At 31.4% G+C, this 25,955-nt stretch carries 24 protein-coding genes; 16 read left to right on the top strand and 8 right to left on the bottom strand.

All coding sequences use genetic code 11. The features are described 5' to 3' along the window. Positions 1 to 40: 40 nt before the first annotated feature. Positions 41 to 1,129, top strand: a complete 1,089-nt coding sequence (locus Q0807_RS17925; protein WP_299112458.1) for an NADH:flavin oxidoreductase — start codon at positions 41 to 43, stop codon at positions 1,127 to 1,129. A gap of 119 nt (positions 1,130 to 1,248) precedes the next feature. Here Q0807_RS17925 and Q0807_RS17930 read toward each other — a convergent pair whose 3' ends face one another. The 4 genes from Q0807_RS17930 to Q0807_RS17945 all read right to left on the bottom strand — a co-directional run bounded on the left by Q0807_RS17930 (position 1,249) and on the right by Q0807_RS17945 (position 7,114). Further along, the gene (locus tag Q0807_RS17930) at positions 1,249 to 2,676 is read right to left on the bottom strand and encodes a dihydrolipoamide acetyltransferase family protein (RefSeq protein ID WP_299112461.1); all 1,428 of its coding nucleotides are present in this window, start codon (positions 2,674 to 2,676) and stop codon (positions 1,249 to 1,251) included. 89 nt (positions 2,677 to 2,765) lie between these two features. Then, positions 2,766 to 3,866 carry a glycosyltransferase family 2 protein gene (locus Q0807_RS17935; RefSeq protein ID WP_299112464.1) on the bottom strand — a complete coding sequence of 367 codons (1,101 nt, stop codon included), beginning with the start codon at positions 3,864 to 3,866 and terminating at the stop codon, positions 2,766 to 2,768. A gap of 6 nt (positions 3,867 to 3,872) precedes the next feature. After that, complete coding sequence (gene recR / locus Q0807_RS17940; RefSeq protein WP_299112468.1) at positions 3,873 to 4,490, bottom strand: recombination mediator RecR; 618 nt, start codon at positions 4,488 to 4,490, stop codon at positions 3,873 to 3,875. Positions 4,491 to 4,573: 83 nt separating this feature from the next. Further along, positions 4,574 to 7,114 carry a T9SS type A sorting domain-containing protein gene (locus Q0807_RS17945; RefSeq protein WP_299112471.1) on the bottom strand — a complete coding sequence of 847 codons (2,541 nt, stop codon included), beginning with the start codon at positions 7,112 to 7,114 and terminating at the stop codon, positions 4,574 to 4,576. A gap of 80 nt (positions 7,115 to 7,194) precedes the next feature. Here Q0807_RS17945 and Q0807_RS17950 point away from each other — a divergent pair, with 80 nt between their 5' ends. Next, complete coding sequence (locus Q0807_RS17950; RefSeq protein WP_299112473.1) at positions 7,195 to 8,640, top strand: sodium:solute symporter; 1,446 nt, start codon at positions 7,195 to 7,197, stop codon at positions 8,638 to 8,640. On the opposite strand, the gene Q0807_RS17955 is transcribed toward Q0807_RS17950, so the two are convergent. Then, positions 8,637 to 8,999, bottom strand: coding sequence for a CoA-binding protein (locus Q0807_RS17955; RefSeq protein ID WP_299112477.1), 363 nt, complete (start codon positions 8,997 to 8,999; stop codon positions 8,637 to 8,639). The two genes, Q0807_RS17950 and Q0807_RS17955, sit on opposite strands and share 4 nt — an antisense overlap. Before the next feature lie 104 nt (positions 9,000 to 9,103). Here Q0807_RS17955 and Q0807_RS17960 point away from each other — a divergent pair, with 104 nt between their 5' ends. Continuing rightward, positions 9,104 to 11,548 (top strand): outer membrane beta-barrel family protein, encoded by a 2,445-nt coding sequence (locus tag Q0807_RS17960; RefSeq protein ID WP_299112480.1) that lies wholly within the window; start codon positions 9,104 to 9,106, stop codon positions 11,546 to 11,548. Between the two features lie 283 nt (positions 11,549 to 11,831). Here Q0807_RS17960 and Q0807_RS17965 read toward each other — a convergent pair whose 3' ends face one another. Further along, complete coding sequence (locus Q0807_RS17965) at positions 11,832 to 12,842, bottom strand: 3-oxoacyl-ACP synthase III family protein (protein WP_299112482.1); 1,011 nt, start codon at positions 12,840 to 12,842, stop codon at positions 11,832 to 11,834. Positions 12,843 to 13,012: 170 nt separating this feature from the next. Here Q0807_RS17965 and htpG point away from each other — a divergent pair, with 170 nt between their 5' ends. The 9 genes from htpG (at position 13,013) to Q0807_RS18010 (ending at position 22,534) form a co-directional block, all read left to right on the top strand. Next, positions 13,013 to 14,923, top strand: coding sequence for a molecular chaperone HtpG (gene htpG / locus Q0807_RS17970; RefSeq protein WP_299112484.1), 1,911 nt, complete (start codon positions 13,013 to 13,015; stop codon positions 14,921 to 14,923). A 266-nt stretch (positions 14,924 to 15,189) separates the two neighbouring features. Beyond that, entirely contained in the window at positions 15,190 to 15,771 is a 582-nt protein-coding gene (locus tag Q0807_RS17975) for a Crp/Fnr family transcriptional regulator (RefSeq protein WP_299112486.1), read from the top strand. A gap of 150 nt (positions 15,772 to 15,921) precedes the next feature. After that, complete coding sequence (locus tag Q0807_RS17980) at positions 15,922 to 16,467, top strand: hypothetical protein (RefSeq protein ID WP_299112489.1); 546 nt, start codon at positions 15,922 to 15,924, stop codon at positions 16,465 to 16,467. Between the two features lie 5 nt (positions 16,468 to 16,472). After that, positions 16,473 to 17,108 carry an MOSC domain-containing protein gene (locus Q0807_RS17985; protein ID WP_299112492.1) on the top strand — a complete coding sequence of 212 codons (636 nt, stop codon included), beginning with the start codon at positions 16,473 to 16,475 and terminating at the stop codon, positions 17,106 to 17,108. A 10-nt stretch (positions 17,109 to 17,118) separates the two neighbouring features. Next, positions 17,119 to 17,913: a class I SAM-dependent methyltransferase gene (locus Q0807_RS17990; protein ID WP_299112495.1), complete on the top strand. Its 795-nt coding sequence runs from the start codon at positions 17,119 to 17,121 to the stop codon at positions 17,911 to 17,913. Positions 17,914 to 17,961: 48 nt separating this feature from the next. Further along, a complete protein-coding gene (locus Q0807_RS17995; protein WP_299112497.1) occupies positions 17,962 to 18,699 on the top strand; it encodes an outer membrane beta-barrel protein in 738 nt (245 codons plus the stop codon). A gap of 18 nt (positions 18,700 to 18,717) precedes the next feature. Then, positions 18,718 to 19,674 (top strand): 23S rRNA (adenine(1618)-N(6))-methyltransferase RlmF, encoded by a 957-nt coding sequence (rlmF, locus tag Q0807_RS18000; RefSeq protein ID WP_299112499.1) that lies wholly within the window; start codon positions 18,718 to 18,720, stop codon positions 19,672 to 19,674. Positions 19,675 to 19,787: 113 nt separating this feature from the next. Continuing rightward, positions 19,788 to 21,023, top strand: coding sequence for a DEAD/DEAH box helicase (locus Q0807_RS18005; protein WP_299112501.1), 1,236 nt, complete (start codon positions 19,788 to 19,790; stop codon positions 21,021 to 21,023). A gap of 197 nt (positions 21,024 to 21,220) precedes the next feature. Continuing rightward, positions 21,221 to 22,534: a hypothetical protein gene (locus Q0807_RS18010; protein ID WP_299112502.1), complete on the top strand. Its 1,314-nt coding sequence runs from the start codon at positions 21,221 to 21,223 to the stop codon at positions 22,532 to 22,534. Here the strand turns inward: Q0807_RS18010 and Q0807_RS18015 are convergent. Both Q0807_RS18015 and Q0807_RS18020 read right to left on the bottom strand, forming a co-directional pair. Then, the gene (locus Q0807_RS18015; protein WP_299112505.1) at positions 22,531 to 22,935 is read right to left on the bottom strand and encodes a hypothetical protein; all 405 of its coding nucleotides are present in this window, start codon (positions 22,933 to 22,935) and stop codon (positions 22,531 to 22,533) included. The two genes, Q0807_RS18010 and Q0807_RS18015, sit on opposite strands and share 4 nt — an antisense overlap. Next, complete coding sequence (locus Q0807_RS18020; protein WP_299112508.1) at positions 22,925 to 23,506, bottom strand: sigma-70 family RNA polymerase sigma factor; 582 nt, start codon at positions 23,504 to 23,506, stop codon at positions 22,925 to 22,927. The genes Q0807_RS18015 and Q0807_RS18020 overlap by 11 nt, the downstream gene beginning before the upstream one ends. Before the next feature lie 143 nt (positions 23,507 to 23,649). Between Q0807_RS18020 and Q0807_RS18025 the strand changes: the two genes are divergently transcribed. The 4 genes from Q0807_RS18025 to Q0807_RS18040 all read left to right on the top strand — a co-directional run bounded on the left by Q0807_RS18025 (position 23,650) and on the right by Q0807_RS18040 (position 25,941). Next, a complete protein-coding gene (locus Q0807_RS18025; protein WP_299112510.1) occupies positions 23,650 to 23,994 on the top strand; it encodes a DUF6249 domain-containing protein in 345 nt (114 codons plus the stop codon). A 94-nt stretch (positions 23,995 to 24,088) separates the two neighbouring features. Continuing rightward, a complete protein-coding gene (locus Q0807_RS18030; RefSeq protein ID WP_299112513.1) occupies positions 24,089 to 25,066 on the top strand; it encodes a hypothetical protein in 978 nt (325 codons plus the stop codon). Further along, positions 25,059 to 25,412 (top strand): hypothetical protein, encoded by a 354-nt coding sequence (locus Q0807_RS18035; protein ID WP_299112515.1) that lies wholly within the window; start codon positions 25,059 to 25,061, stop codon positions 25,410 to 25,412. Before Q0807_RS18030 ends, Q0807_RS18035 begins: the two co-directional genes overlap by 8 nt. 10 nt (positions 25,413 to 25,422) lie before the next feature. After that, the gene (locus tag Q0807_RS18040) at positions 25,423 to 25,941 is read left to right on the top strand and encodes a hypothetical protein (RefSeq protein ID WP_299112517.1); all 519 of its coding nucleotides are present in this window, start codon (positions 25,423 to 25,425) and stop codon (positions 25,939 to 25,941) included. Positions 25,942 to 25,955 lie beyond the last annotated feature (14 nt).

The raw sequence follows: 25,955 nt of genomic DNA on the forward strand, positions 1-25,955 counted from the left end.
ATGACCGAAATTAGCTATGTAAATAGATTTAGAACACTTTATGAAAAACAAACCTGAAGACCACGTTACATTTAATTGCGGTACAAAATTAAAAAATCGTTTTATGTTAGCGCCACTCACAAATAGACAAAGTTATGAAAACGGACAGCTTTCTAATGAAGAATTCCATTGGTTGACTATGCGAGCCAAAAGTGATTTTGGTTTGGTTATGACTTGCGCATCTCATGTCCAAGAAATTGGAAAAGGGTTTTCGGGACAATTAGGTATATTTTCTGATGACCATAAGTACGGTCACAAAAAGTTGGCTGACGCTATTAAATCTTATGGCAGCGTCGCTGTGATTCAATTGCATCATGCTGGCATGCGTTCCCCAAAGGAGGTTATTGGACAGAAAGCTGTTTGTCCTTCCGATAGTGAAAAACATAATGCCAGAGCTTTGACTTTAGAAGAAGTCCATCAATTAAAGGATGATTTCATCAATGCAGCCATAAGAGCAAAACAATGCGGCTATGATGGTGTTGAAGTACATGGAGCACATGGTTATATTTTAACTCAATTTTTGAGTTCTGAAATAAATAAAAGAACTGATAATTATGGAGGTTCACTTGAAAACCGCTCTAGACTTTTGTTTGAAATTGTTGATGCTATTAGAAAACATTGTGGTGAAAATTTTTTATTAGGTGTACGATTATCTCCAGAGAAATTCGGAATGAAATTATCTGAGATAAAAATTATATCACAGCAGCTTATTGACTCTAACCAAATCGACTTCTTAGACATCTCGCTTTGGGATTGCTTTAAGTTACCAGAAGAATATCTTGAAAGTGAACTGAATCTATTAGAACATATTTTAAAACTCGATTTTAAAAATGTAAAACTAACTGTTGCCGGCAATATAAGAACTGGTAACGACGTCCAAAAAGTATTAGACCTAGGCGTTGATTTTGTTACTATTGGTCGTTCTGGAATTTTACACCATGATTTTCCTAAACGTGTTATTGAAAATCCTGATTTCAGTCCTATTGAGAATCCTGTATCTGAAGATTATTTAAAAAGAGAAGGCTTAAGTGAAACATTTATTACTTACATGCGTCGATGGGAAGGTTTTGTAGAAGATGTGAAGCCTTAAAAATATCGTAAACTTTTTTCTAACAACATATTAGATACTATTTTAAAAAAAAAGCACAGTTTTAAAACTGTGCTTTTTTTTGTTTAATATAATTTATATGCTCTGAATAATAGAACGGATTAAATCTCGCGATCAAAATCCCAAGCTTCTAAATAATCTTTAACTGCTTTTACAAACTGTCCACCAAGTGCTCCATTGACAACACGATGATCATAAGAGTGTGATAAATACATTTTATAACGAATACCTATATAATCTCCTTGTGGCCCCTCAATAACTGCAGGTGTTTTTCTAATAGCACCTAACGCTAAAATACCAACTTGTGGTTGATTAATAATTGGTGTTCCCATAATGCTACCAAACGTACCAACGTTGGTTACAGTGTAAGTTCCTCCTTGAATATCATCTGGGTCCAACTTCCCTAAACGCGCTCTATTAGCTAAATCATTCACACGTTTCACCATTCCGAATAAATTTAATTGATCTGCATTTTTAATTACAGGTACAATTAAATTACCATCTGGTAAAGCTGCTGCCATACCAACATTAATGGCTTTCTTTTTAATTATTTTATCGCCTTGAACAGAAATATTCATCATCGGAAATTCTTTTAAAGCCTTAGTTATAGCCTCCATAAAGATTGGTGTAAAAGTTAAATTTTCACCTTCACGTTTCATAAAGTTGTCTTTAACCTTTTTTCTCCAGTTCCATATTGTGGTAACATCTGCTTCTATAAACGATTGCACGTGTGCAGAGGTTTGTACAGAGTCTACCATATATTTTGAAATGAGTTTCCCCATTCTGGTCATTTCAATAATCTCATCACCATCTGAAACTACAATTGGTTTTTCTGTAGGTTTCTCCGCTGGTTTTTCAGCTTTTGGTTTTTCCGCTACAGGTGTTGCTTTTTCTTTTAGAGCTTCAGCTGTGCTAGCGCTATTCTGAGTATTTACATTATTAGTTGAATTAACTACTGATTCAGCTTTTGGTGTTGCCTCTGGTTCTACAATAGCTGCAGCAACCGTAGCAGAACTACGAGAATCTAAATAAGCTTTAATATCGTTTTTAGTAACACGACTATCTTTACCAGAACCAACAATAGAATCTAATTCTGATTGCGAAATCCCTTCTTTCTTTGCTATATTTTTAACTAGTGGAGAATAGAACCGATCTTCTGTTGAAGCAAGCGGTTCTGTTGATGCTTTTGCAGCAACAACAGTTTGTGCAACCTCAGCAACTGCTTTAGGAGCTTCTGTTGAAGCAAGCGGTTCTGGTGCAGCTGCAGTTACTTCTACTGTTCCACCACCTTCGGTTTCAATAATTGCAATAGTTTGTCCTACTTGTACAACATCATCAACATTGAATAGCCTTTCAACTAAAACACCATCAACTTCACTAGGGACTTCACTATCTACTTTATCAGTAGCAATTTCTAATACGGCTTCATCAGCTTCAATTGTATCTCCAACTTCTTTAAGCCATGAGGTTATTGTTGCTTCCGCAACACTTTCTCCCATTTTAGGTAACTTAAGTTCAAACTTTGACATATTTTTAATTTGAAGGTCTTTATTTTGTAATTATTTGCAAAATTAATAAAAAAACAGATGATTAACTGATTTTTATTCATTTTTACAACCTAAAAATGTAGCACTTCACCTCTATTTATAGCACTATCACTTCCGAGGATAAATTTACTGCTTTTTGGTAGAAATCTAAAAACTATATTTTCTTGTTTTGATTTCAGTTTCATATCACTGATTACATCACTGGCTATTAGCAGATTAAAATCATAAACCAACATACTACTGCTCTCAACTTTATCTTGAATTGATTCGACAATTTGAGATGGCTTTGGCAATTGCGCTTCTAAAGATTGTTCTAAACTTTTAGTGTAAATCACTGTCCTTTGTGGAACCGTTTCAACTTTTTCTGGTGTTTTGCTTAAGAATTGAGCTAATTTAATCCCAATCCAAACGACAGCATTGAAAACAATGTTCTGTTTAAAATGTTTTTTGTAAAAAATCTGCATCGCACCATAAAAACGCTGTGCATATTTAGCATCTTTCAATGTACTTTCACCTTTAAAGTGAATTACTGAAGTTTCTCCGAAATAGTAATTATCAAAACCTGCTTTTACTATTTTATAAGATAAATCAATATCCTCTCCATACATAAAATAGGCTTCATCAAAACCACCAACAATATCATAAACTTCTTTTTTTAACCACATAAATGCACCAACAAGAATATCTACTTTACCAGTATTTTCTGTTTTAATATGATTGGCATAGTAACCCTTAGTATGACCAAGTACTTTTTTTAAAGATACTTTAGGTGTTGGTACATTCCGTTTACTTTCTGGGAGGAATTTACCTTTACCATCAATAAGCTGACAACCTATAATACCAAGATTAGTTTTAGAATCTGAAAATTTAAGAAGCTTTACAAAAGTATCTTCTGCAACTACCGTATCTGGATTTAAAATACACAAGTACTCTCCTTTTGCTTGAGCAACACCAATATTATTTCCTTTTGAAAACCCTGAATTTTCATTGTTTTCAATTAATCTAACTGAAGGAAATAATTGCTTAACCATAGCACAACTATCATCTGAAGAATTGTTATCTATTACAATAATTTCTGCTTCAATATTAGAAATAGCAGCTTCTACACTTTTTATACATAATTCTAAAAAGTAGCATACATTATAGTTTAATATGATAACAGATAGCTTCAAATAATTTTATGATTTAAGTGAAGCTTCAAAAGGAACACGATCAATAATACTGCGACCTAAGGTAATTTCGTCTGTATATTCTAATTCATTACCTGCTGCAACACCTCTTGCAATGGTTGATGTTGAAACGTTATAATCTTGTATTTGTCTAAAAATATAAAAATTGGTAGTATCGCCTTCCATTGTTGGACTCATGGCAAAAATGAGTTCTTTAACTTTTCCAGATTTTACTTTTTCTACTAAGGACGAAATATTTAAATCTTGAGGACCAATACCATCCATTGGTGAAATTTTCCCGCCCAACACATGATATAGTCCTTTAAACGAACTTGTATTTTCTACAGCCATAACGTCTCTAATATCTTCAACTACACAAATTAACTCGCTATTTCTATTAGGGTTTTCGCATATTTCACAAAGTGCTTTATCACTAATATTATGGCAAGATTTACAAAAGTTAATTTCTGCTCTTACTTTAGATAATGCATTTGCTAATTGAAACGTTTGACTTTCTGGCTGACGCAATAAATGCAGCACTAAACGCAATGCTGTACGCTTGCCAATACCTGGTAACTGCGCCATTTCGTTTACTGCGTTTTCTAAGAGTTTAGATGAAAATTCCATAATTGCGAAGATACTGATTTTTATAAACAAAAAAGTCCAACTGTAAGGGCTTTACAATTGGACTTTCACATCGATTAATTGTTCTATTTTATGATAAGTTTTTTTGTAATTTCTCCCTTATAGCTATTTAATTTCATAAAATAAACACCTGATTCAAAAGATGAAGAATCAATTTTATAAGTACTAGATAAATTTACATTTTTAGAATAAAACATCAATTTACCTAAGGTATTAAAAACTCTAACTGTAACAGCATCGGCTATATTCCATTCTAAATTCAGTTCATTTGTTGCCGGATTTGGATATAACTTCAAATCATCTAATTCAAAATTAGTAACACTTAAGGCTTCATCGTAAAGACTTGATCTCCATAAACCTCTTCCATATGTTGCTGCATATAGTTTACTATCTGCAGTATTAATTTCGAGCTCATTAATTCTAACATTTGGCAGTCCATTATTAAATAAAGACCAAGAATTACCTAAAGTGTTATCCGTGTAATACACACCATAATTCATACCTAAATATAAACCGTCTTTGCCATTGTCTTGCCAAGTTAAAGCCTGAGCAGAGAAACTTGGTAAATCCCAACCGATTGCTGTAAAAGAAGAACCATTATCAGCACTCACATAAACCTTATCGCTATTGGTAGTTGCTATGGCAACCTTATTAGAATCTGTTGGATGCACGGCAATACTATTAATTTGACCTCCTGATAGGTTTAATGTAGATTGCGACCAAGTAATTCCGCCATCAGTAGTATATCGAAATGATCCATTTATAGCAATATAAATTTTATTATTATCCGTTGGTGCTATTTTGAGATGATCTATATCATTAGAAAAATTTTGAGATATTGACTCCCAATTTGAGCCACCATCAATAGATTTATATACCTCATCAAAAGCACAATATATTACATTAGGTGTAATTGGGTCTTGCTCAAAAGGCACAACCCAATTCCAAGATGAATCTCCACCTTTATCGTCTGGCTGGCTTAAATAAGAAACACCACTTACCCAACTCCAATTTGTGTATTTTACAAACGAACCAAACTGCGACGTTCCGTAAAAAATATCAGCATCATTCTTATCTACAAAACCTTCCATACCATCTGCACCAAACCAATCAATCCAATTTCCATCAGATAATAATGCAGACGAACCGTTATCTTGAGAACCACCAGTTACGACGACTGGATTTGTCTGACTAACACCAATTTTATAAAATTGTCTTATTCCCAAACCAGCTGTTAAATCTGTATAGTAACTACTATTAACAATTGTAGGGTTTTCTGCTTTATAAATTCCGCCATCTGTACCTACAAATAATTTAGCATTAGTACCAGTGCCAACAAATTCTAAAATATCTACATCTGCATGGCAATAACCAATATTTTGATTATTAGCACTATCTGGTGTCCATTGTGATGTAACACTAAATGTATCACCTCCATCTATAGACCTCCAAGTATTTATACCTGCAATATGTACGTCGTTTGCATCATTAGGGTTCACTGCAATATCCATATCTCTCGGTGCTTGCCCTCTATCATCAATTCCTGCAGTATCATATCCGAAATAATTTCTATCATCGTGTGTTAATTTAGTAAAACTGCTTCCACTATCTGTTGATTTATATATGGCACCAAAAATTCCATTAGCAGCTTCTAAAACATAAACTACCGATGGGTTATTTAATGACACTCCAATCATTTTTGGTCCTGTTGAAAATCCATTTGGAGTCACTCCTGAAATTTTAGAAAAACTAGAACCACTATTAATTGATTTATAAAAATCTGTTCCTGAAGCATATACCACGCTTGGATCACCAGGTTTAAATTCTATGTCATATCCATTATTTACACCTGCAAAGTAGATAGAGTTCCAATTTAAACCACCATCTGTAGATTTATAAATGCCATTACCTTCAGAACTACAATACATAATTTGAGCATCTGTAGGGTGAATTAATATTTTATTGACTGTACCTCCAGAGACATTACTATGCAATGACCATGTAGAACCACTATCCGTAGATTTAAATATTGAACCATTTGTAGAGCCCCAAAAATAATTTGAACTATTATTTGGGTCTATAGCAAGTGCATTGACGTCTATATTAGCTAAATTATCAGTTAAAACGGTCCATGTTGTTCCTCCATCTAAACTTTTCCAAACACCACCAGTTTCACTACCAGCTATAATATGATTTAGATTTGTATCATCAATTGAAATGGAGGTAATTCTACCTACTCCTGGATTATAACCTGAAGTCGCATTCCAATACGTTGGTCCCATTTCTTCCCACGTACCAACAACTGTTCTTGCCGCAAAACCTTCATTATTTATGTCAGCATTTAAATTATTTAATTCATTGTAGTAGAATTCAGAAGACTTTAATAAACCTGTTTCATCCATTGCTCGTTCTGCAAAATATTGCCAACGTCTAAAAGGTTTATAGCCTGTTCCTCGCTCTCTACCCACTGAATCAAAATGACTTTCAGCAACCGAAACTATTTCTGCTACAGTATGAGAACCCTCAGCAATAAGTTGTTTAAAATCTTGAGCAGATAAGCCAAAACAAAACATAGAAAATACAAATAGGTAAGTATATTTTTTCATAAATAATTCTTTTTTAAAGCACTCGTTTTTTCCAAATGTACTACTTTTCAAAAATAATTCACGCAATTGAAGCTTATAACATGACACCAACTTCTATACTAATTCTCATTGCAAGTTACTTCGGATTGCTTGTATTGATTTCTTATTTTACAGGAAAAGAAGATTCTAATGCCGCATTTTTTAAGGCTAATAAATCAGCACCATGGTACTTAGTAGCCTTTGGAATGATTGGTGCTTCTTTATCTGGTGTAACTTTTATTTCTGTTCCTGGTGCTGTAGAAGCTAAACAATTTGGTTACCTACAAGTTGTTTTTGGTTACTTTTTTGGTTATCTCATTATCTCCTTTGTATTATTACCGCTTTACTATAAGTTAAACCTTACCTCAATTTATACATATTTAAAAGATCGTTTTGGTATTGTGAGTTACAAAACGGGATCTATAGCTTTTCTTATTTCTAGAACTGTTGGTGCTGCTTTCCGCTTGTTTTTAGTAGCTAAAGTTTTACAACTTTTAGTTTTTGACCTATTTGATATTCCGTTTGCCATAACAGTAATGATTACCATTGCTTTAATTTGGCTCTACACTTTTAAAGGCGGTATTAAAACCATCATTTTTACAGATACATTGCAAACATTATTTATGTTGATCTCTGTGGTTGTAGCCATTATATTTTTAGCATCAGCTTTAGATTTAAACAGTATTAGTGATTTAATTACTTACACTAAAGAAAGCAATCTTAGTAAAGTATTCTTTTTTGAAGACGGAAATAATTCACAATATTTCTGGAAAAGCTTTTTATCTGGAATCTTCATAACTATTACCATGACAGGTTTAGACCAAGACATGATGCAAAAAAATCTAACATGTCGTAATTTAAAGGATGCTCAAAAAAATATGGTGACCTTTAGTGTTGTTCTAATTTTTGTGAATATCCTATTCTTAGTACTTGGATTAATGCTCACTCAATATGCAGAGACTAATGGTATTACTGCTTCTAAAGATGATTTATTCCCATCTATAGCAATGCTTCCTGAAATTGGTATTGTAACCTCAGCATTCTTTTTACTAGGATTAATTGCGGCAGCATACTCTAGTGCAGATTCTGCATTAACCTCTTTAACAACTTCTTTTTGTTTCGATATTATAGATATTGAAAACAAACCAGAAACGCGAAGAAAGGGCCTTAGAAAACGAGTTCATATTGGCTTTAGTATTCTACTCGTTCTCGTGATTTTATTATTCGATTTAATCTTTAAAGATGTTTCTGTAATTTGGGAACTATTTAAAGCTGCTGGCTATACTTACGGACCTTTATTAGGCTTGTTTGCTTTTGGACTTATCACTAAAGCACAAATTAAAGACAAGCTAGTTTGGATTATTGCCATTGTAGCTCCTATTCTTTCTTACATTTTAAATATGTACTCTAAAGAACTATTTAATGGCTACGAAATTGGGTTCGAAATCTTAATTATTAACGGACTCTTAATGTTCCTTGGATTACTTCTAATTAAAAAGAAATCTTAATACTGATTTGTTGCTAATAGCACCAAAGTACAAGCCACTTCAAATTCAATACTATTTTCCTTTAACAACTTGTAGAATTCAGGATTTTCTGTTCCTGGATTAAAAATAACACGCTTTGGTTTTAAGCTAATTATATAGTCATAATAGTCTTCTTGTCGCTTTGGGTTTAAATAAAGCGTCACTGTATCAATAGCATCGTAGTCAATTAATTCTGTATCAATCGTTACATCATTAACCCTACCTGGTTTTAAACCAAACGCTTTTACGTCGTGATTATAACTTCTTATTCGTTTTATAGCAATATTTGAGTAACGATCATCTTTTAACGAAGCTCCAATTACAAGTGTCTTTTTGTTCATAATGTTAAAATGGTGTTAACGTAAAATAATTCAGTAACATAAGGTAAAGTTAGTCGTCTATACAATAACAAACTATCAAATCAATCAAAAAAAATCAATCAAAAATGAAATCAATCACGCTTTTCTGTGCGCTAATTTTATCTTTAACGGCACTAGCCCAACCCAATTCTAACGACGACATTAAAAACGGTTCTGTATCAGGACGCGTTATCGATGCGCAACTAAACGAACCCTTACCTTACGTAAATATCGTAATAAAAGATACTGCTAAAAAAATAATTACAGGCGGAATTACTAATGACGACGGAACGTTTGAAATTAAAAACATACCAGAAGGATCTATTACAGTTTCTATTCAATTTGTAGGTTTTAAAACTATAGATAAAAACGTCACTTTAGGTAAAGGAAATTACAAAGTTAATCTTGGTGACATTAAACTTAAAGAAGAATCTACAGGTTTAGACGAAGTTACTATTGTTGCAGATGTATCTACAATACAACAAAAAGTAGATCGTAAAGTGATTACTATTGGGAAAGATTTACAAACTGCAGGAGCAACTGCAAGTGAGCTAATGAATAATTTACCATCTGTTAGTGTAGACCAACAAACAGGTTCAATCAGTTTACGTGGTAATCAAAATGTTAGAGTAATGGTTGATGGAAAATTATCTAATATTCCTGCAGAACAATTACTAAAACAAATTCCATCTAACTCTATAAAGAGTGTTGAATTAATCACAAATCCTTCGGCAAAATATAATCCTGAAGGCATGAGTGGCATCATCAATATTGTACTTCATAAAAACACGAAAATTGGTTTTAATGGTAACATTACTGTTGGCTTAGCGCATGATATTGAAGCCAAATTTAACAGCTCTATAGATGCGAATTATCGAAATGGAAAAGTGAACGTTTACGGTTCTTACGGCAATAACATCAGCAGAAATGCTAACTATGGTTACATAAATAGAACTGAACAAGACATCACACAAAATTTTGACATCCTTAATGATAACAAATCTCATTTATTTAAAATAGGACTTGATTATTACTTAAATGATAAAAACACTATTTCGTTATTTACCAACCAGAATATCTTTAACGGAGAAACTGATGTCAACTCTAGTATTGCCTATTTAAATGATGCATCATTAAATGAATCGCAATATTTAAGCGGCATAAATGAAAATGATTCGCAACAATATAACTTTAATTATAAGCGCGACTTTAATAAAGAAGGTCATAATATAGAGTTAGAAGTTGACCATAATATTTATGAAGGTTCTGGATATAATAACAACATATTTTTCACTTCTCAACGTCCCAATTTTATTGAAGACACAGACACAGATAGAAACAGTACAACGCTTAATTTAGATTATGTAAACCCATTATCTGAATCTGTAAAATTAGAATTAGGTCTACAAGCACGTTTTTTTGACACCAATATTTTTTACGAGTCTGATGCAAGAGAACAGAATGACGACGACGAATACATTCCAACAACCACAAATTTCGATTATACAAGAGATATTTATTCTGCGTACGCTACGTATGGTAAAAAGATGGAAAAATGGAGTTACCAAGTTGGTTTAAGAGCAGAAACTGTGACTGTAGATTCTAATGCCTTTAAAAAATTCTTAGATTCAAATGAAGAATTAAATATTAATTTTGAAAATGATTATTTCGAATTATACCCTTCGGCATTTGTAACATATTCACCTTCAGAAAAAAACTCGTATCAATTTAGTTATAGCAGAAGAATTGACAGACCAGGAATTGGGCAAGTTAACCCTTTACCAAATTGGAGTACTCCATTGATTTCTGAATTTGGAAATCAAGAATTACGTCCACAATTCACAAATTCTGTTGAAACAAATTACACAAGACAACTTGAAAAAGGAAGTATCACTGCTGGTGTTTTTTACAGAATTATTGAAGACGAAATTCAGCAAGCCATTTTAATAGATAGAACAGATACCAACCGTTTAATTTTTACCAATTTAAACTTTGACAATACCTCATCTTATGGTATAGAATTATCGTCTAGTTACAGACCCACAAAGTGGTGGAGCGTTAATGCTAGTTTCGATTTATATTCACAAACACAAAAAAGTTTAGCTGAATCTTTTGATACCAATGACGAGATTGTTTTAAATACCGTTGAAGTTGATAATGTAGCTTGGAGTGCCAGAGCTTTTAACAATTTTAAAGTGAGTAAAAGCCTTAGTTTTTCAGCATTTGGAATGTACCGTTCAAAAAACAAAAACATTCAATTTGAAATGAACGATATGCTTATGGTAAACTTAGGTATGCGTTATAATTTTATGGAAGGCAGAGCAAACTTTAGTCTAAGTTACAATGATATTTTTAATACCATGTATGCTGAGTTTGATGGCGAAAGACCCTATGCTCAACAAGGCCAATTTAATTGGGAAAGTCAGCAAATATCCACAAGTTTATCTTACCGTTTTGGTGGTGGAAAATACAGCGCCAAATCTCGTAAAAGAAGAGATAATGATGTTAAAGAAGGTGGTGGCATGTTTTAAACAAATATTTAATAGTTAACATAAATGTTGATGGTTAGTGTTAGTGCTTAACTATTAAATTAAGAAAACCCGAAACGTAATTTTCGGGTTTTTGTTAAATACGCGTTAAATAATCTTTGTGATATAATAAATCTAAAATTACAACGTCTATATAATAGTAGGTTTTAATCATAGTAATTATAAACATTAGGGTTTATATATGATTAGTTAAGTTTGGTTAATGGTTAAAAAGCCCATACAATGTTTTGTATGGGCTTTTTTTTATTTTAAAACTTAAAGTTAATTACCACTTCATAATAACACTTCCCCAAGTAAAACCACTACCAAAAGCGGCTAATACAACTGTATCACCTTCTTTTATTTTACCTTGTTCCCAAGCTTCAGTTAAAGCAATAGGTATAGATGCTGCGGTTGTGTTTCCATATTTCTGTATATTATTAAAAACTTGGTCGTCACTTAACTTAAACTTACGTTGTATAAACTGAGAAATACGCAAATTGGCTTGATGAGGAATTAACATATCAATATCATCAACCTGCAGGTTGTTTTTCGTTAAACCTTCCATGATTACTTCACTAAAACGAACAACGGCATTTTTAAATACAAACTGACCATTCATATGTGGATAATAACTCACATCATTTGGATCGTTGTCAGCTAAAATATCATTTACCCAACGTTTACCCATTCCTGGTGCAATTAGCACTAATTCTTCTGCGTGCTCACCTTGCGAATGTAAATGTGTAGACAAAACACCTTTAGAATTATCTTCTTCTCTGGTTAACACAGCTGCACCAGCTCCATCACCAAAAATTACAGTTACACCTCTTCCTCGAGTGGTAACATCCATTCCGTGAGAATGTAATTCACTACCAATTACGAGGATGTTTTTATACATTCCAGTTTTTATAAAATTATCTGCGACAGACATGGCATATATAAAACCAGAACATTGATTACGTACATCTAACGCTCCAACCGTTTTTATATCTAATGCATGCTGTACTTGTACTCCTGGACCAGGGAAATACATATCGGGACTCAATGTAGCAAATACTATAAAATCAATATCATCTTTATCTAAACCAGAACGTTCAATGGCTATTTTTGCAGCTTCAACTCCCATTGAAGCAGTTGTTTCACCACTTCCTTTTTCTACCCAACGACGTTCTTTTATTCCGGTACGTTCTTGTATCCACTCATCATTAGTATCCATCAACTTAGACAAATCGTCATTTGTCACCACATTATCAGGCACATACTTACCTAAACCAATTATTTTTGAATTATACATAGCTATTTTTTAGTACTGCAATTTAATATTTAAGAAGCGATATATTTTTATTAGAAATTATATTCGTTATGCATGCATAGTACTTGTGTCACTTTGTCACATTTTAAGACTTGGTATTTTATTTGACTATAGGTTAATATTCAAATTAATAATACAAAAAACTATATATCATGACAAAAGGAAGTATTAATGTATCGGTAGAGAATATCTTTCCGCTTATTAAAAAATTCTTATACTCTGATCACGAAATCTTTTTACGTGAGCTAATTAGTAATGGTACAGATGCCACACTAAAATTAAAACACCTTACAAGCATAGGTGAATCTAAATCTGAATACGGAAACCCAATAATCGAGGTTAAAATTGATAAAGAAGGAAAGAAACTTCATATTATTGATCAAGGATTAGGAATGTCTGCAGACGAAGTTGAAAAGTATATTAACCAAGTGGCATTTTCTGGTGCTGAAGAATTTTTAGATAAGTATAAAGATTCGGCAAAAGACTCAGGTATTATAGGGCATTTTGGTCTTGGTTTCTATTCTGCGTTTATGGTTGCAGAGAAAGTTGAAATTATTACTAAATCTCATACTGGAGCTGATGCAGCACATTGGACGTGTGATGGTTCACCAGAGTTTACTTTAGAAGCTTCTGACAGAACTGAAAGAGGAACAGAAATTATTCTACATATTGCTGAAGATTCAACAGAGTTTTTAGAAGAATCTAGAATTAGTGAATTACTAAATAAGTATAACAAGTTTATGCCTATTCCTATTAAATTTGGAACTAAGGAAATAGACGATCCAGATTTTACACCTGTAACAACTACAGATGCTGAAGGTAAAGAAACTACAGAGCCTCAGAAAAAAATTGTTGTAGATAATATCATTAACAATCCAAATCCGGCTTGGACAAAACAACCAGCTGATTTAAAAGACGAAGATTACAGTAGTTTCTACAGAGAATTGTATCCAATGCAATTTGAAGAGCCATTGTTTCATATTCATTTAAATGTTGATTATCCGTTTAACTTAACAGGAATCTTGTATTTCCCTAAGATGACGAATGACATGAACATGCAGAAGGATAAAATTCAACTGTATCAAAACCAAGTTTATGTAACTGATAATGTAGAAGGTATTGTACCAGAATTCTTAACCATGTTAAGAGGTGTTATTGACTCGCCAGATATTCCATTAAACGTATCACGTTCTTACTTACAAGCGGATGGTGCTGTAAAGAAAATTTCATCTTACATTACTCGTAAAGTAGCTGATAAGTTAAAATCTTTATTCAACGCTAATCGTGAAGATTTTGAAGCAAAATGGGACGATATTAAAATTGTTATTGAATACGGAATGTTATCTGAAGAAAAATTCTTTGAAAAAGCAGATGCATTTGCCTTATACCCAACAGTAGATGGTAAATATTTTACTTACGAAGAGCTTTTCAATAAAATTAAAGCAAACCAGACTGATAAAGATGGTAAGTTAGTTGTGCTTTATGCTTCTAACAAAGACCAACAACACTCTTATATTGAAGCTGCAAAAGCTAAAGGCTACGAGGTATTGTTATTAGACTCTCCTATTGTTTCTCACTTAATTCAGAAATTAGAATCTACAAAAGAAAACATTTCTTTTGCTAGAGTTGATGGTGATCATATTGATAACTTAATTAAGAAAGACGAAAACACTATTTCTAAATTAACAGAAGAAGAACAAACGGAATTAGATACGCTTTTAAAAGCAACAATTCCTTCTGAAAAATTCTCTATACAATTAGAAGCTATGGATAGTGATGCTTCTCCTTTTATTATTACACAACCAGAATTTATGCGTAGAATGAAAGAAATGCAGCAGACTGGTGGTGGCGGAATGCACATGTTTGGAAACATGCCAGAAATTCACAACCTTATTGTTAACACAAACTCTGAATTGGTAAGTGAAATTTTAAGCACTAAAACGAAGAAGAAACAAGAACGCTTAATTACACAAAGTTTAGATTTAGCACGTTTATCTCAAGGCCTTTTAAAAGGTGAAGAGTTAACTAACTTTATTAAACGTAGTTATGAATTACTAAAGTAAGTAGATTTTGTCTCATATTTTTTTTAAAAAATATGGATAACAAAAACGTGCTTTCAAAAATAATCAGCATAGCTAAATGATTAAGTAATAAATTCCTGTAAAAACAAGAATCTTATTAATGATTATAAAAACCACTTCAATAGTTTGAAGTGGTTTTTTCATTCAAAAAAAATACGGTTTAACCATTAATTATATCTTGTACCGAATTAACATGTTCACTCTAAATGTTATATATAACTTAATAGCATCTAACAATTCTAATTTAAGTGATTTCCGATAATTCAGTAATAAAAGATATTTTTAAAGATCTTGATTTCAATGACAGTGAAATTAAAATTATTGAATCCGTATTCAAAAAACTATCAATAGAAAAAGGAACCAAACTTCTTAACGCTGGTGATTTAGCAGATAGGCAGTATTATATTTTAAAAGGTTGCTTAAGAGCATATCATGTAGATACTCATGGTAAGGAACACACTGTACAGTTTGGCATAAAAGATTGGTGGATTAGTGACTATACAGCCTTTTTCTCAAATGAAAAAGCCATAATGAATATTGAGGCTATCCAAAACTCCATAATTTACAGTATATCTAAAGAGGGTAAAGACGAATTGTACACTAAAATTCCTAAAATAGATAAGTTCTTTAGAATAAAGCTAGAAAAAGCCTTTGCCACGTTTCAGAAGAGGATTCTTGCTAATTTGGCTCAATCAGCAAAGGAACGCTATATTGACTTTATTACAACCTATCCTAATATTGAAAAGAGTGTAAAAAATTACCATATAGCATCTTACCTAGGTATTACTACTGAGAGTCTAAGCAGAATTAGAAAAGATTTATCCAAATAGGGAATTTATTACCATACATCAATTTTATAACTTAATAATAATCATACTTTTGTGGTCCTAACTAGGTAAATATTCACTTATTTCCCTTAAGATTAATAGCTAAAAAGCGCAAGTTATATAACTTGCGCTTTTTTTTATATAAATTAGCCTATGGAAGAAATTAAAATATTATTCTTTATTGTTGGTGCTTTTTTTGGTGTTAATCAAAGTCAAATAGTAGCAGAAAAATCTACAGTAACAATAAACCCAGAAGAAAAAACAATCACAATTATACAAGAGAATTTAATTTCCGTCGTTCAGCAAGAAAGTGACAGTATCAGTTTAACTGCTGAATTATTAAAAGTCAGCAATACCAATGTAAAATGGAGTTCAGAATTTGATGGTTATTTACAAAAAGAGAAAGAGTTCTACACCTCTGAAGATAAAAAAACACTCAATTTAAAACTGAAACTAACTTATACAACTAATGATGATTTAAAAGATTTTGGTATTTATCTAAATAAAGATGGTGAATTCTCAATGACCAATTTCCCAAAGTATCATATGTCAACAACAGATGGTATCTTAAATGATCGTTACTGGAATTTTAAAGCTGATCAACCTTTTACATTTACACTAGAGCCACTAACAGATATCCCAGAAAAATATAATCCATACATAAAGAGTTTATTCCCAATCTGGAAAACCATTAAGTAATAGTTATGCGAGTCATTTCAACCAATTTAGGGGAACCAACCAAATTTATATGGAACGAAAAAGAAATCACAACTGGTATTTATAAAAAACCAACTAATGGCTCTATTTATTTAGGTAAAACGGATGTTAAAGGCGATACCGTATCTAACAGAAAAGTGCATGGTGGCGAATTTAAAGCTTGCTACTTATTCTCTGCAGATCAATATCCTTACTGGCAAGACTTGTATCCGCATTTAGAATGGACCTTTGGTATGTTAGGTGAAAATCTTACGGTTAAAGGTTTAGACGAACAACAACTTTTTATTGGAGACATATATAAATTAGGAAATGCTTTAGTACAAATCACCCAACCTAGAGAACCTTGCTTTAAATTTGCATATAAATTTGGCAGTAATGCTGTTTTGCAACAATTTATTAATCATGGTTTTTCTGGTACTTATGTGAAAGTTTTAGAAGAAGGTGATGTAAATATTGATGATACATTTCAATTAGTAGAACACCAACCAAATGGTATCACCGTTTTTCAGTTATTTGAATTGCTTTATGCTGAAAATAAAAACAAAGCACACATAGAAAGTTTACTAAACAACAATGCTTTACCTGAAAATTTAAAAAAACGCTTGACGTATTTTTTGAAATAATTACAACACGATGAATTCTAGTATATATAACAAAATAGGAATCAATTACAACGAAACACGTAAAGCTGACTCCTATTTAACAGAACAATTTCTTAAACACCTTAATCCAAATAAGGAAGGATTATACTTAGATATTGGTTGCGGAACAGGGAACTACACCAATGCATTACAACTAAAAGGATTTGAGTTTATTGGTATTGATCCATCTATAGAAATGCTAAAAAAAGCACATTCAATCAATAAAAATATAAAATGGGATTTTGCTGCTGCAGAAAAAACGAATCTGGCTCAGCAAAGCATAGATGGTATTATTGCCACGTTAACCATGCATCATTGGGTTAATCTTACTAGAGCATTTTCAGAATTAAACTACATTTTAAAACCTCATGGTAAAATTGTAATCTTTACGTCTACACCTCAACAAATGGAAGGTTATTGGCTAAACCATTATTTCCCAAAAATGCTATCGGATTCTATGATACAAATGCCAACTTTAGAGGTTATAGAAAATGCGATGGCTCATTCTAGATTAATAATTACAAAAACAGAAACCTATAATGTAAAACCAGATTTAGAAGACCAATTTCTATATTGTGGTAAGCAAAATCCAGAATTGTATTTTGATGATAGTATAAGACATGGAATTTCCTCTTTTAGTGCATTAGCCAACGGACATGAGATAGAAAATGGCTTAACCAAATTAAGACAAGATATTGATAGCGGAAAAATCAATGAAATTGTAAAATCTTACGAGAATAATCTTGGCGATTATCTTTATGTCATTGCTGAGAAAACAGAGGTTTAAACCGTGTAGTTTTACACTATCTTTACAATTGTATTAACCAATCAAATTATGAAGCAAAAGTTTTTCATTATTGTTCTAATTAGTTTTATAGCCAATGTGTTTGCTCAAAACAACAACATTGATTTGCAATTATCATTAGGACCAACATTATCTATTCCTAATACAAGTGAATTAACTAATTCTGATGTTGATGGAAGACCACAAATAAAGTCTAAAATGAATATTGGCCTTTTTGTTTTACCAAGTATTAAATATTCATTAAATGAAAAATCATCTTTAGATTTTGGTATCGGATATTATCTAGACAGGTTTTCAATAGAAGATAAATTAGGAGCCGTTACCAATGAAGGAAATAGGAATATTCATCAAATCCAAACACCTATCAACTATAACTTTCATTTTGGCACAAACAAATCTTATGAGTTTGGTATTGGAGCATTTGCAAGTTTTGTTTTATCGGCAAAAGAAAAAGGAGATGTAATTACAAATAACTCTGAAATCAATATAGTTGACCCTAATGACCCAACGTTTTCAAGTAACACAACTGTTAGCTACAGTAAAGACATAAAAGATAATTATAACACTGTAAATTTTGGTGCGTTTCTTCAGATTAAGAAGAACATCACTTTTTCGGAAAGTAAAAAAGGGTTTATACTTTTAAAAATAAACCAATATTTCAATGCTATTAAGAATAATAATTCTGAATCTGATATAAATCAATATCTAGAATTTAAGAATGAAAAAGAGCCAATGACAGTTAATATCGGCATTGGAATATTATTATAACAAAAAACACTTTTTAAATTGCAAGAGAAAAAACCACATCCAAAAGTAAAATCAGAACTTCATCCTAGAAGTCAGCATAGGGAACGTTATAATTTTAAAAAACTTATTAAAAGTTCACCAAAATTAGCAGCATATGTTGCACCTAATAAATATGGTGATGAGTCAATAGACTTTTTTAATCCTGCAGCTGTAAAAGAATTAAACAAAGCGTTGTTATTGCATCATTATGATTTAGAGTATTGGGATATTCCTGAGCATTATTTGTGTCCTCCAATTCCTGGTAGAGCCGATTATATCCATAATATTGCCGATTTATTAAAAGGTAAAAGTTCTGAAATCCCTCAAGGAAATCATATTAGAGGTTTAGATATTGGTGTTGGTGCTAACTGTATTTACCCTATTATTGGTCAGCATGAATATGGTTGGTCTTTTATTGGTAGTGATACAGATGAAAAAGCAATTAGCTCAGCCAAAGAAATAGAGCAACGTAATTATAATTTAAAATCTACAGTAGAGATTAGACGACAAGAAAAATCGAATGATTTCTTCCACAATATTTTAAAACCTGAAGAAAAAGTAGATTTCACTATTTGTAATCCTCCGTTTCATGCGTCTTTAGATGATGCTCAAAAAGCAAGTCTAAAAAAACTAAAAAATCTAAAAGGAAAACGACCAAGCAAGGCACTTTTAAATTTTGGTGGTCAGCAGAATGAGTTATGGACCAAAGGAGGTGAAGTGCGTTTTGTAAAAGATATGATTTACGAAAGCAAACAATTTGGTAAACAATGCTATTGGTTTACAAGTTTAATTTCTAAAGAAGTAACTTTAAAACCAACGTATAAGGTTTTACAAAAAGTAAATGCAACTGAAGTAAAAACGATTGAAATGGGACAGGGTAACAAAATCAGCAGATTTATTGCTTGGACATTCTTAACCGAACAAGAACAAAAGGATTGGATTGCAACACGTTGGTAAAATTAATATTCTACTTTTGTCATTCCGTAATTAATGCGGAATCTACTTTAAACTTTACGGTTAGATAGATTCCTGCCTTCGCAGGAATGACAGATAATACAAATACAAAACATATGTCATTTAAAGACTTACACTTAATAAAGCCATTACTAAAAGCTGTTGCAGCTTCTGGTTACGCAGAACCAACTTTGGTACAACAACGTACTATTCCTTTCGTTTTAGACAAAAAGGATGTTATTGTTTCTGCACAAACCGGAACAGGAAAAACAGCTGCCTTTGCATTGCCTATTCTTCAGCAATTGTATGATAAGCAAGATGCACCTAAAAAGGGAAAGAAAATAAGAGCTTTAATCATAAGTCCTACTCGAGAATTAGCCATTCAAATTCAACAAAACTTTAAAACTTATGCTGAGTTCACTAACCTAAAATCTTTAGTGGTTTTTGGTGGTGCTTCTATTGAACCACAAATTGATATGCTAAAAAATGGTGTTGATATTTTAGTGGCAACACCTGGTCGTCTGCTCGATTTACACAAGCAAGATTACATAAATCTCGATTATGTTGAAACATTTGTTTTAGATGAAGCCGATTTAATGTTAGCTATGGGTTTTATTGATGATGTAAAAAAGATTGACCGTTTATGTCCTGAGGAAAAACAAACCTTATTATTCTCAGCAACGATTCCTTATAAAATTGAAGAATTAGCAAAAACCATTCTTAAAGACCCAGAACGTATTGATGTTACACCAACTAAATCTGTAGCAAAAGACGTGAGTCAGGTGTTGTATTATGTTCCTAAACAAAGTAAAATTGAATTGTGTTTGCATTTAATGCGAAATACTATTGAAGGTAACGTTCTTATTTTTAGACGTACTAAATATGGTGTTGATAAGCTTGAAGAAACTTTATCAAAAAACGGTTTTGCAGTAAATAGTATACATGGAGATAAACCACAAAGCGAACGCCAAAATGCTCTTAATAAATTTAAGAATGGCTACGTTAAAATTCTAATTGCAACAGATGTTGCTGCTCGTGGAATTGATATTAATGAACTAGATAATGTTCTTAATTTTGATATGCCAAATGTAGCAGAAACTTACATTCATAGAATAGGTAGAACTGGTAGAGCTGGTAACACAGGTAAAGCGTACGCAATGTGTTCTGCTGATGAGAAGAGTTATGTAAAAACGATTCAGAATGCTATTAATGTTCAAATACCTGTTGAGACTGAACATCCTTATCCTTTAGACCCAAAAGCTCAACCTGTTGTACATAAACGACAAGGTAGTAAGTATAAAAAAGGAAGAAAGAGTGAGGCTTCTAAGAAGAAGAAGAAACGCTGGTATTAGGTTAGATTGATTAGACTTTTTAGATATAAAAATATTAAAATCAAGAACAAAGACAAAAAGCACTTAGGTTATCTAAGTGCTTTTTGTGTTATAAAGATTAAAAAACTACTCTCAAAGGTTTCAAACTATCAATAAAAAGATTGATTTTAATTGAATATGTTTAAATTTAAGCGGAATATGAACTCACCAACCAAAACATGAGCGAAGATTATAACAAACCAGCGTTTAAAAAACTGCTTCAAAAACTACAAGAAGAAAGTTGGCAATTAGAATTACTGATTTCTGGTTTTGCCATATTTGGTTTGTTTAGTGCTTTTCCTGCTTTAAAAATTGCATTAAACACAACTAAAACTAATGACAACTTTCAGCTAGGTGTTATCTTAATAATAGCATTATCTGCTTGTTCTATTTTAATTTTTAATTTACTACTACATGTCCTTTTACGTGGACTTTGGATTGGTGCTTTAGGATTACGATATGTATCTGGTGATATTGATTATGAAAGACTAAATTACAGTAACAAATTTGATAATTATCTTAGAAAAAAGGTTGGCTCTTTTGACAAATACATAGCACGTTTAGAAAATTATTGCAGTATTATTTTTGCTATCTCCTTCTTATTAATTTTTTACGTTTTAGCTTATGCTCTAACCATTACTGCCATTGGTTTAACTATTTATTTCTTTTTACAAGAACCTGAAGTTGGTTCTATATTAACTTGGATTGGAGTTCCTATATTAGTGTTTTTTATAGTTGGAATGCTCCTCACTTTTTTCGACTTTATTACCTTAGGTTTTTTAAAAAAGAAAAACTGGATAAGTAAAATATACTTCCCAATCTATTGGGTGTTTAGTTTTATTACGTTATCCTTTCTATACAGACCTTTAGTCTATAATTTTTTAGACAATAAATTTGGAAGACGTTTAAGTTTCTTCCTTGTGCCTATTTATCTTGCTCTTCTCTTTATAATAACGCTTAACTACAATCATTCTAATTATTTTAGTTTTGAAGAGTCGTCTGGTAGTAGAATAGCAAACTCTGAAAACTATGAGGATCAAATCATTGATGATTCAGACTTTATAAGTGAGATTGCAATTAATAGCAAAGTTATAACCAATTCTTTTGTAAAGGTTTTTATTGTTTACAGTAAGTTTATTGAAGACGACATCTATGATTTTAATACTGAATTAAAACCTGAAAAAGATGAAAGAGGAGTAACTTCTAATTTTATAAATATAGACTTAGGTTCTACAGAGAAAGTAAAAGAAAAAAATGCTTTTTTTGATGCGTTTAATACTATGTACTCTGTTGAGATAGATTCAGTAACCTATAATGCCGAATTTATTCTAGGTAAATCTATTAAGAAGCAAAATGGTTTTGAAACTTATATTGGTATAAAAAATCTAAATGAAGGAAAGCATCTTTTAACTGTAAAACGAAAAGAGATAAAAGATTCTGACACCATAATAAAAGTTGATGCTCGCATTCCGTTTTGGTATTACCCAGATTAAAATGTCATTCGTTTATTAAAATAATATTTTAGTAATGGCACTTGTATGCTTACCATTATAGCTAAAAACACAACGGCATACATTAAAGTTGAAGACAAATTATTTGAAACATTTTCGAATAGGTTTAAAGAGACATTAGACCAATCAAAACGATTTAACCAACTACTATTTACTTCTGATTCATTTATAGTTAAGTAACCAACCAAAGCAATAAATCCACCAATAATAATAAACCAGACTGACTTAGGTATTAATGGTTTATAAACGGTTGCTTCTGAATTAGCAACAGCTTCAACCTTAGACATTACCTTATCTGTAAAATCTACTGATGGTTGTTCTAAAGCATCTGCAGACATTAATTTCTCAATAAATGCTTCTAATTTTTTCTCATCACTTTCCATAATTCATACTGTTTTGAGGTTCTAAATACTGCTCTAAAATAACAGCTAGTTTTTTTCTTGCTCTAAATAGCTTCACTTTAACTGTATTAGCTTCAAGGTTTATAATCTTAGAAATTTCCTCTAAAGTTAACTCTTCAAAATAAAACAGTGTTATTAACGCACTACTATCTTCTGGTAGCATATGAATACACTTTTTTATTAATGTATGCTTTTCTTCTTTTATTAAATTATCTAAAGCATTGTCAATAGTCTCTAACTTATTAAAAGTAAATTCATCTATTGCTACGTCATTAATATGTTTCTTGTTCTTTTTTATTCTATCTAAACACGTATTATAAGTTACTCTATAAATCCAAGTCGAAAACTTAGAATCGCCTTTAAATTTGTTCAACGACCTAAAAACCTTTACAAAAGTATCTTGAGCCACCTCTTCTGCTTCTTCTCTATGCTTTAACATCCGCAATGCTAAAGTATAAACCAAGTCCTTATAACGATTCACTATTTGCGCATACGCTTTAGTGTCGCCATTTTGTATCGCTTTAATTAATAATTGGTCGTCGTTGGTGGTCATTATATATTTAAGACGACACTTTGTTATGTAAGGTTACACTTATTCAAAATTTTATTTTTTTCGAGAAAAGTGTAACCTCTGATTCATACCTATCGTCATAAGGTATGTAACAAATAAAATTAATCAATTAAAAATCAAACATTATGAACGTAGAAATTTTAATACCAATGAGTCTTTTTTTGGCCATCTTCGGAATCGTATATCTTTACTATTCAACACGAAACAAAGAACGACTAGCACTTATAGAAAAAGGTGCAGATGCTAGTATATTTAATATAGGCAAGCGATCAGGTTCTTCTTGGAAAGTGGTTGTTCTAAATTTATCTTTTCTTTTAATGGGAATTGGTCTAGGTATATTAATAGCAAGTATACTCGATACTTACACTGTTTTAGATGATGCTGTTTATCCTTCAATGATATTCTTAATGGCTGGTGCTGGCTTGTATGTTGGCTTTACACAAACAAAAAAACATGTAGATAAAGACTAAAATCTGTAATCCTTTAAATATTAAAACGTCTCATAATTGAGGCGTTTTTTTATGCCTATAAATGATGTATCTTTAAAATCTATAAAACTTTAGCATGTACAAAATTCTAATTACGCTTCTATTAATTGGGCAATTATCCTTTGCTCAGATTACCATAAAAGATAGCATTTCTAAATATCCTGTAAGTTATGCAACCATTTCTTTTGGTAATGGCAACGGTATTTTCGCAGATGATGAAGGTGTTTTTATTTTTACAGAAAAGTTATATCCAGATATCGATTCGTTATTTATATCTGCCATTGGTTTTAAAGATTTAAATATTTCTACAGAAAATCTTTCTGAAGAATTATTAATGCAATCGCAATCTCATCAATTAGATGAAGTAATGCTAAATTTTAAAAAGGACCGAAAATTTAAAGAAGAAAAACTAAAACCGTCTTTAGATGATGATTATTACAATTGTTGGTTACCAACTATAGAATCTGAAATTGCCGTTTACTTCCCAAAAACATCAACTAAAGACCAAAAACTAAAAAGCGTTTTTTTTCCTATTGCTTTAGAGTCTAAAGATTGGAAAAAACGAAACAAAAAAAATAGTGACAAAAAGAAATTTTCAACCTTATTTAAAGTCCAGTTTTACAATAACAACAATGGTGTTCCTGGAAACGTTTTAACCTACGAAACTATTGTTTTTAGAGCTACAGAAAAAGATGGCGATGCCTATGAGCTAAATGTAGATGACTTTGATATTCATATACCAGATAATGGTTTTTTTGTATCACTACAGGTATTAGGATACACAGATAAAAATGGTAAATTATTACCTAATAAAAAGTATAAAGAGATTGAATCTAAAAACGGAAGTGTGGTTAAAATACCTACTAATTTTAGACCTCTTTTACCTTTTACAAATGAAGTTGAAGGTAAAAACACATTTATAAAACGTGTGTTTTTAAACAGTAATAATTGGGTGAAATTTGATAAAGGAAACGGATTACAATCGAGTCTACTACAAAAAGACTTATTTAATTATGGTATTGGTTTAACTTACAAAACGTATAAAGATGAATGAACCCATTGGTCTTTACATTATGGCAGGAATATATGTTCTTGCAGGAATAATACATTTTATAAAGCCAAAAATGTACATGTGTATTATGCCTAATTATCTCCCAAATCATAGAGCTTTAGTTTATCTAAGCGGAATTGCAGAAATTCTATTAGGTATTGGATTATATTTTCCGGTATTAAAAACAGTTTCTATTTATGAAATAATTACAATGTTAGCCGTTTTTCTTATGGTACATTTTTATATGCTATCTGGTGAAAAAGCTTCTGCCGGAATACCCAAATGGATTTTATTGTTACGCTTACCTTTGCAATTTTTCTTAATGTATTGGGCTTTTATTTATCTATAAATTATAAAGAATGAATATTACTAAACATTGTCAACTATGTGACCATCAAGTAGTCGATTTTAAAACAGGAACGCTTTGTGGACTTACCCAACGGAAACCAGAGTTTATTAATAAATGTGTAAAGGCAAAATTAGATTCTAAACTAACATCTCAAATTGAATCTACAAATATTGAATATGAAGGTGTTTTAAAAACTAAATCTCTAGTTTACATCAATTTTGTAGTTTTCTTAGTCATTGGATTGGCTGTTATCTTAGCTGGTTACTTTTTAGCACAATATTTATTACAATTTAGAGTAATCGCTGCAGCTCCTTTTATAATTTCAGCTGTTGGCTTAATGACTGTATTACCCTTAGCAACTGGTCCATTAAATCAATTTAGAAATGATTTAAAACTAACAAAATCTAAAAAAGATGATGTAGATAATGTTTTAAAAATCTACAATATAAAATATGATATAGATTTAAAGTATGGCAGAAAATATCATGGTATACAAGATGTTGAAGTAGACCTAAATATTAAAAGGTAAGATCATTATAAATC

It is taken from the genome of uncultured Winogradskyella sp. (assembly GCF_947495255.1).
Classification (GTDB): domain Bacteria; phylum Bacteroidota; class Bacteroidia; order Flavobacteriales; family Flavobacteriaceae; genus Winogradskyella.